At 37.4% G+C, this 211-nt stretch carries 1 protein-coding gene; it reads right to left on the bottom strand.

Features of this window, described 5'->3' with window-relative positions:
* Positions 1-211 (bottom strand): exopolysaccharide biosynthesis protein (locus ACJ5GX_RS00535; RefSeq protein WP_495292580.1); only part of this gene is annotated, 211 nt, incomplete at both ends.

Raw genomic sequence — 211 nt, 5'->3', positions numbered from 1 at the left:
TAGGTGAAGTTTTCTCTACCACGAGAGCTAGTGTTGAACGTTGAAAAGATTTCCTTTCTAGCCAATTAGGCATCCAAGGAGAATCAAACCCAAATAGAAGCTGCAGTGAAAATAAGATTAAAGGTATAGAAAGAATGGTTGTATAGCCAGGTGGAACAGGTATAGGTACTGATAGCGGTAAAGAGAAGATGATTATTAAAATACCAAAACC

Source organism: Wolbachia endosymbiont of Tuta absoluta, from assembly GCF_059414725.1.
The sequence above is the reverse complement of the archived record's forward strand: the minus strand, read 5'-3'. Positions and strand labels throughout refer to the sequence as shown.